Genomic DNA, 6951 nt, shown 5'->3' on the forward strand with positions numbered 1-6951 from the left:
GTCCAGTCGGATGAGCGCTTCGTCTTCCGCGATCAGGACCCGGCGCGGCACAGCGGCACCGGTGTCGGTCGTAGGGCCTGTCATGGTGACATTGTCTCGTGGGCGGTTACGACGAGCGACCTCGGGGGCGGCGACACAGGGCACGACGCCAAATCCTCTATGGTGGGAGGCCGCCTCTAAGGTAGGAGGCCGAGCAAAAGCCCTCGTATCCCAACTGGCAGAGGAAACGGATTCAAAACCCGTACAGTGTGAGTTCGAATCTCACCGAGGGCACCAGGTCTACCAGCACAGACAGGTTTTATGCCGACCTTCTGACGGTCCAAAAATACCGCAGTCGTACCGCAGTACGTCATGCTGCGCCCGCTTTCCGGGCTGCCTTGTCCAGCGATTCCGCCACTTTCGTCAGGTCGTCCGAGAACAAGTGCGAATACGTGTCCAGCGTCATGGCGGCAGTGTCGTGGCCGGGAAGCCGCTGCACGGCGAGAACATTCGCGGATGCTGCGCTACACAGTGCGCTCTAAAGCAGCCCAGACGGCATGAATCGACCATCCCGCCGCGTGGGCCGGGGCCCCTGGGTGGAAGTGTCCACCCCAGATCCCCCCGGGTGGTGTCCTTCACCACCGACGAACCCACCGACGAAGCGGAGGGCGCCGAGGATGCGCCGGCCAATGACGAGTCGCCCGAGGCCAACGTGGTGGAGTTGCGACGCGGCAGACGACCACGCCAACCAAGCGCGTGAGCTGGCCAAGAAACACTGTTGAAACATTGTGGAAACATTGATCTCAGCACATACTGAAAAGGCGCCCCCAAAAGCCAGAATTCACGAATTTCTAAACGTTCTCCGGCGGAAGGCTCGGAGCATCCTCGATTAGGAGGAGATGATGAGGAAATTCACGCAGCGGGTGCTGATTTCGGCCGCGGCTGAGATAGCAATCATTGGAGCTGTCGGTGGTGTCGACCTGCTTGGGGAAGCCCAAGCCGACCCAACCCCGTGCGTCAGTGCGACGGTGTCATGCCAGCCGCAGGAGATGAACGCTCCGCAACCCCGAACGTTGATCATTTGCCAGCCAACTGGGCCGAAGGGCGGGGCTTTTTGCCGTCAGTTTCCGCCACACGCTGCCTGACCGGCGCTGATCCCCACCCTGCTTAACCCGTAGCGATGATCTTGCCCACCACAACACGAGTGGTGAGCACGTCCGCCGCGTCCCGAACTGCTGGTCCTGCGGGAAGGTTGTCCACCAAACGAGGTCAGCCCAGATCGACCGACTAGCGGCCGGTGACGCCATCGATCAGCTCGCGCAGTATGTCGGCATGCCCGGCATGGCGGGCGGTTTCCTCGAGCAGGTGCGTGATGATCCAGCGAAGCGTGACATGGCCGCGGTCATCGGCGATCACGCTCAGTTCGTCGAGGGACGGGGCGGCGGCGATCACCGCGTCAACAGCCGCCCAAGTATCTCGGTAGGCGGCCAGCGCGCAATCCACGGTTTGGTGTGTTGTTACCGGCGCCGGCTTCTCACCGCCGACGAACCGACGCATGATCCACAGCCGCTCGGCGTAGGCCAGGTGTTCGACAAGCCACAGCAGCGTGGTGCCGCTGGGCACCGGAGACTGGCGTGCGGCAACCTCAGAAACTCCAAAGACCTTGCGGGCCAGTGACTCCCGCTGATACTGCAGCAACAATGTCAGCACCTGACGATCGTCACCAAACGATCGGGGCGACTTCTGATCGGGCATGACCGACATCGTCCAGTCGCGGGCGCATCGTGCGCAACCACCGGCTACGCACGCCCAGGATGTCCACTGCTCGATCGAGTCACAAGCGGTCGCCACATCCGCGTCGCCAACCTCGGCCTTGGCGACGCTGAAGGTGCCATCGGCGCTCCGGGAGTCGAGGTAGCCGTCGCTGGCGTTGGCATAACTGTTGGCGCCGATCGCGGAGGCAGAGTCGAGGTAGCCGGAGCTGCCGACCATGCCGGAGCTGGCGCCGGCGTTGGCATAGCTGCTGGTGCCGTCCGCGCTGGCGAAGTCGCCGAATCCGCCATAGGCAACAGCCTGGGCGTCATCGCCGTAGGCGATCGCGATGTCTCCCGTGCCCGAGGGTCCTCCCGTAGCCGACCGCACCCCATTCAGATGCGCGATTTTCTCAGCGCCGCCGAATCACTGAAGCCGCTAAAACGGTGCCGCCGACTTAACATCGGATAGGAAAAAACTGATAGAACTCTTTGATTCTTCCGAATATCCGGACATTTTGTCTATCGCGTACTAAGAGGCTGTGCATAATCTGGCGCTCGTTCACCGTGGCGGAAAGCGGTTTGCGCACTGGGCTTCTCCGATGTACGCGAATACGTGGCCGCATTGGGCACACCCGCGTTCACGATGATCTGCCCGACAAGACGTGACGCCGCGTTCCGCAAACTCGCGCTCACCGATTAGGCTTTTGCCGTAGCGGCTAAGAGGTGGGCTGCCCCACAAGCACCAGGTTCGCAGCTAAGGCCGGACTGCGTTGCAGCAGTGCGGGCGCAGCCGCACGTCCGCGACCAGCACAATGCCGAGCGCATCGCACGGCGGCGGAGCATCCTGCACGTCAGCACATCGATGGCGATGGCCGTCAGCGCATTTTTCGGCGTGATGCAACTCGTGGCCGCACCCCAAGTGTGGTGGGCCGGCGCGATCAATATCGTCGGCGCCGTAATCTACGCGATCGTCCCGTTGCTTCACCGCTTCGGCGAGCTGGTTGCGCCACTGACCTTTCTCGGCACGGCCTACGCGTCGATCTTCGTCGTCTGCTGGATGATCGGCACGGGCTCGGGCTTGCAGCTCTATTTTCTGGTCGCGGCGTGCCTCGTCGTGTTACAGCTGGGCAGCGAACGCATCATCCTGGCGGCAACCCTGGCAGCCGTCGCCGCAGCGATGGTGATCACGTTGCAGTTTCTCGTCCCCCGCGACACCGGTGTTCAACCGGCGTGGCTATTGTCGCTGGGCTTCGTCATCACCACGATCTCAGCCTGCGTGATCGCGGTCGCGACGGTCTGGTACGCGCTACGCGAGATGCGTCGCGCCCAAGAAGCCATGGAAATCGAATACGACCGCTCCGAAGCCCTGCTGGCCAACATCTTGCCGGCCAGCATCGCTGAGCGGCTAAAAGACCCGGCGCGCAACATCATTACCGACAAGTACGACGATGCCTCAGTCCTGTTCGCCGACATCGCCGGCTTCACTGAACGGGCCAGCGACGTCGCGCCGGACAAGCTGATCAGATTCCTGGATCGGTTGTACAGCACCTTCGATGGGCTGGTGGACAAGCATGGGCTGGAAAAGATCAAGGTCAGTGGCGACTCCTACATGGTGGTCAGTGGAGTGCCCCAGCCGCGGACTGATCACGTCGAGGCGATAGCCGACCTTGCACTCGACATGGCCGAAGCCGTGAGCGGACTAAGGGATTCGCGCGGTGACGTGCTGCCCCTGCGAATCGGGCTCGCCTCCGGCCCAGTCGTCGCGGGCGTGGTGGGCTCTCGCCGGTTCTTCTATGACGTGTGGGGTGACGCGGTCAATGTGGCGTCCCGGATGGAATCCACCGATTCGGTGGGACGAATTCAGGTGCCCGAGGCCGTCTACCAGCGGCTGAAAAACGATTTCCTGCTAGAGGAGCGGGGCGTCCTCGCCGTCAAAGGGAAAGGCGTCATGCGCACGTGGTATCTCGTTGGCCGCAAACCAGACACCGGTTCCGGCGGTGTGCGTGCCGAGGCGCCACAAGAGGCGGCGTATAACGCGTAACGCAAACCTGCCACCAAGATCACCGTTTGTGGGAAAATTCGGCAATGGAAACCACTACTGTCCCAAGGTTGTTGCCGCATCTGTGGAAGTCGACGCTGCTATCCGGAATTTCGGCGTTGGCCCTGGGTGTCCTGGTGCTGGTGTTGCCCGGAGACTCCATCCTCATAGCCGCTGTCCTCTTCGGCATCTACCTGCTGGTCACCGGTATCGCACAAGTTGTCTTCGCGTTCAGCCTGCACGTCTCGGCCGGCGGGCGCGTGCTGTTGTTCATCAGCGGCGCAGCCTCCCTGGTGTTGGCGGTGCTGTGCTTCCGACACTTCGGCGAAGGCTACGCGATTCTGCTGCTAGCCATCTGGATTGGCGTCGGCTTCATCTTTCGCGGTGTGGCAACGTCGATCTCGGCCATCAGCGATCCCACCTTGCCCGGTCGCGGCTGGCAGATATTCCTTGGTGGCATCAGCCTGCTGGCGGGCATTGTGATGATCGGATCGCCTTTCGAATCGCTCGCGATCCTGACGCTTGTCGTCGGCATCTGGCTCGTTGTCATCGGCGTCTTCGAGATCGTGTCGTCGTTCGGGATCCGCAGCGCATCCAAGAGGGTCGACAAGGCCCTTACGGCCTCGCCGGCCGCATCGTGATCGACGCGACAATGCCGTAGCGTTGATCGTAACCGTCTACTACACTGCGTCGTAGTAGCAGGCCTGTTGTCAGGGAGATGACAGATGAACGTCGTCGACGTGTCGCGGTGGCAGTTCGGTATCACTACCGTCTACCACTTCATCTTTGTGCCGCTCACCATCGGTCTGGCGCCGCTGATTGCCGTCATGCAAACGGCGTGGGTCGTCACCGACAACGTCGCCTGGTATCGGCTCACCAAGTTCTTCGGCAAGCTGTTCCTGATCAACTTCGCGATCGGGGTGGCCACCGGGATCGTGCAGGAGTTCCAATTCGGCATGAATTGGAGCGAGTACTCGCGGTTCGTCGGCGACGTGTTCGGCGCGCCTCTGGCGATGGAAGGCCTGGCCGCGTTCTTCTTCGAATCCACCTTCATCGGTTTGTGGATCTTCGGCTGGAATCGGCTGCCCCGGCTAGTGCACTTGGCATGCATCTGGATCGTCGCGATCGCCGTCAACGTTTCCGCGTTCTTCATCATCGTGGCGAACTCCTTCATGCAGCACCCGGTCGGCGCACACTACAACCCCGCGACCCGGCGCGCGGAGTTACACAGCATCACCGCGCTGCTTGGCAATAACACTGCGCGAGCAGCGTTTTCACATACCGTCGCCGGCTCACTATTGACCGCTGCGACGTTTGTCGCCGCCATCAGTGCGTGGTGGCTGGTCCGTTCTGGTAAACCCGCAACGGACCACCCCGTCGCGGACGCCGATGCCCGCACCATCTTCCGCCCGGCGGCCATCTTGGGATGTTGGGTAGCGCTTATTGCGACGGTCGGCTTGTTCTTCACCGGTGACTATCAGGGCAAGCTGATGTTCGTTCAGCAGCCGATGAAGATGGCTTCGGCGGAGTCGTTGTGCAACACCGAAACCGATCCGGACTTCTCAATCCTGACAGTCGGCACGCACAACAACTGCGACAGCGTTACCCGGGTGATCGAAGTGCCTTACGTGCTGCCGTTCCTCGCGCAAGGCCGAACCCACGACGTCACGTTGCAGGGTGTACGCAACATCCAGCAGGACTACCAATACCGATTCGGCCCAAACGACTACCGTCCCAATCTCTTCGTCACCTATTGGTCGTTTCGCGCGATGATCGGGCTGCTGGCGATTCCGGTACTTTTCGCGCTGGTTGCGTTGTGGCTCACCCGCGGTGGCCGAATCCCCAGTCAACGATGGTTCTCCTGGCTGGCGCTGGTTGCCATTCCGGCGCCGTTCCTGGCCAACATCTCCGGGTGGGTGTTCACCGAAATGGGCCGTCAGCCCTGGATCGTCGTGCCTAACCCGACCGGCGACCAGCAGGTCCGATTCACCGTTCACGAGGCCGTCTCACATCACGCCTCCGGCATCGTCGTCACCTCGCTGATCACCTTCACCCTGGTCTACGCGGTGCTGGCGGTGATCTGGTTTTGGCTGCTCAAGCGATACATCGTTGAAGGGCCCCAGGAACACGACGCGGAACCGGCTGCGCCCCGGTCACCCAGCGATGACGAGGTGGCGCCGTTGTCTTTTGCCTATTAACGCCTGCTGACGGAAAGGAGCTGACCGGTGCGACTGCAAGAGTTGTGGTTCGGCATCATCGGGTTGCTGTTCCTTGGTTTCTTCATCCTGGAGGGATTCGACTTCGGCGTGGGAATGTTGATGGAGCCATTCGCCCGCGTCGGCGTGGGCGAACCAGAAACCCACCGCCGCGCAGCGTTGAACACCATCGGGCCGGTCTGGGACGGCAACGAGGTTTGGCTGATCACCGCCGGCGCAGCGATGTTCGCCGCATTTCCCGGCTGGTACGCGACCGTATTCTCCACCCTGTATCTGCCGCTGCTAGCGATCCTGTTCGGCATGATCGTGCGTTCGGTGTCGATCGAATGGCGCGGCAAGATCGACGACTCGAAATGGCGGACCTTGGCCGACTTCGGAATCGCGGCAGGGTCGTGGTTGCCTGCCGTGCTGTGGGGCGTGGCATTCGCCGTCTTGGTGCGCGGGCTCCCGGTGGACGCCAATGGCCGCGTGGACGTGTCGATCACCGATGTGCTCAACGCGTACACGCTGTTGGGTGGTCTGGCCACTGCGGGGCTGTTTCTGTTCTACGGCGCGGTGTTCGTCGCCTTGAAGACCTCCGGCGCGATCCGCGACGACGCTCACCGCTTCGCAGTGCGGCTGTCGCTTCCGGTGACGGCACTGGTTGGGGGCTTTGGGCTTTGGACGCAACTGGCCTACGGCAAGAACTGGACCTGGCTGGTGCTGGCGGTCGCGGTGGTCGCGCAACTGGCAGCGGTCGCGTTGGTGTGGCGGCGCGCATCCGATGGCTGGGCGTTCCTGTGCACTGCCGTGGTCGTGGCAGGGGTGGTGATCCTGCTGTTCGGAGCGCTCTATCCCAACCTGGTGCCTTCCACGCTGAACAAGCAGTGGAACGTGACGATCTACAACGCCTCGTCGACCCCGTACACCCTCAAGATCATGACCTGGGTGACGGCGCTGATGGCTCCGCTGACGGTGATATACC

The 6951-nt window shown here is 62.1% G+C and carries 7 protein-coding genes, 1 tRNA gene and 1 pseudogene; 6 read left to right on the forward strand and 3 right to left on the reverse strand.

Annotation, left to right across the window (positions count from 1 at the left end; genetic code table 11):
- A pseudogene (locus ACLQI9_RS30705) lies at positions 1 to 84 on the reverse strand (response regulator); the annotation flags it as partial.
- A gap of 115 nt (positions 85 to 199) precedes the next feature.
- On the opposite strand from ACLQI9_RS30705, the gene ACLQI9_RS30710 reads away from it, so the two are divergent.
- A tRNA-Leu gene (locus tag ACLQI9_RS30710) sits at positions 200 to 276 on the forward strand.
- A 73-nt stretch (positions 277 to 349) separates the two neighbouring features.
- Here the strand turns inward: ACLQI9_RS30710 and ACLQI9_RS30715 are convergent.
- A complete protein-coding gene (locus ACLQI9_RS30715) occupies positions 350 to 478 on the reverse strand; it encodes a hypothetical protein (protein ID WP_442380159.1) in 129 nt (42 codons plus the stop codon).
- A gap of 129 nt (positions 479 to 607) precedes the next feature.
- Here ACLQI9_RS30715 and ACLQI9_RS30720 point away from each other — a divergent pair, with 129 nt between their 5' ends.
- A complete protein-coding gene (locus tag ACLQI9_RS30720) occupies positions 608 to 739 on the forward strand; it encodes a hypothetical protein (RefSeq protein ID WP_442380157.1) in 132 nt (43 codons plus the stop codon).
- A gap of 527 nt (positions 740 to 1266) precedes the next feature.
- Here ACLQI9_RS30720 and ACLQI9_RS30725 read toward each other — a convergent pair.
- Complete coding sequence (locus ACLQI9_RS30725) at positions 1267 to 2121, reverse strand: DinB family protein (protein WP_442380155.1); 855 nt, start codon at positions 2119 to 2121, stop codon at positions 1267 to 1269.
- Positions 2122 to 2511: 390 nt separating this feature from the next.
- Here ACLQI9_RS30725 and ACLQI9_RS30730 point away from each other — a divergent pair, with 390 nt between their 5' ends.
- From ACLQI9_RS30730 to cydB, 4 genes are all read left to right on the forward strand, one after another.
- Positions 2512 to 3774 carry an adenylate/guanylate cyclase domain-containing protein gene (locus ACLQI9_RS30730; protein ID WP_442392698.1) on the forward strand — a complete coding sequence of 421 codons (1263 nt, stop codon included), beginning with the start codon at positions 2512 to 2514 and terminating at the stop codon, positions 3772 to 3774.
- Between the two features lie 44 nt (positions 3775 to 3818).
- Positions 3819 to 4412: an HdeD family acid-resistance protein gene (locus ACLQI9_RS30735; RefSeq protein WP_442380151.1), complete on the forward strand. Its 594-nt coding sequence runs from the start codon at positions 3819 to 3821 to the stop codon at positions 4410 to 4412.
- Positions 4413 to 4496: 84 nt separating this feature from the next.
- Positions 4497 to 5969 carry a cytochrome ubiquinol oxidase subunit I gene (locus ACLQI9_RS30740; protein ID WP_442392700.1) on the forward strand — a complete coding sequence of 491 codons (1473 nt, stop codon included), beginning with the start codon at positions 4497 to 4499 and terminating at the stop codon, positions 5967 to 5969.
- Positions 5970 to 5996: 27 nt separating this feature from the next.
- Positions 5997 to 6951 (forward strand): cytochrome d ubiquinol oxidase subunit II (gene cydB / locus ACLQI9_RS30745; RefSeq protein WP_442392702.1); only part of this gene is annotated, 955 nt, incomplete at its 3' end.

Origin of the sequence: Mycobacterium sp., assembly GCF_052143115.1 — a bacterium.
Classification (GTDB): domain Bacteria; phylum Actinomycetota; class Actinomycetes; order Mycobacteriales; family Mycobacteriaceae; genus Mycobacterium.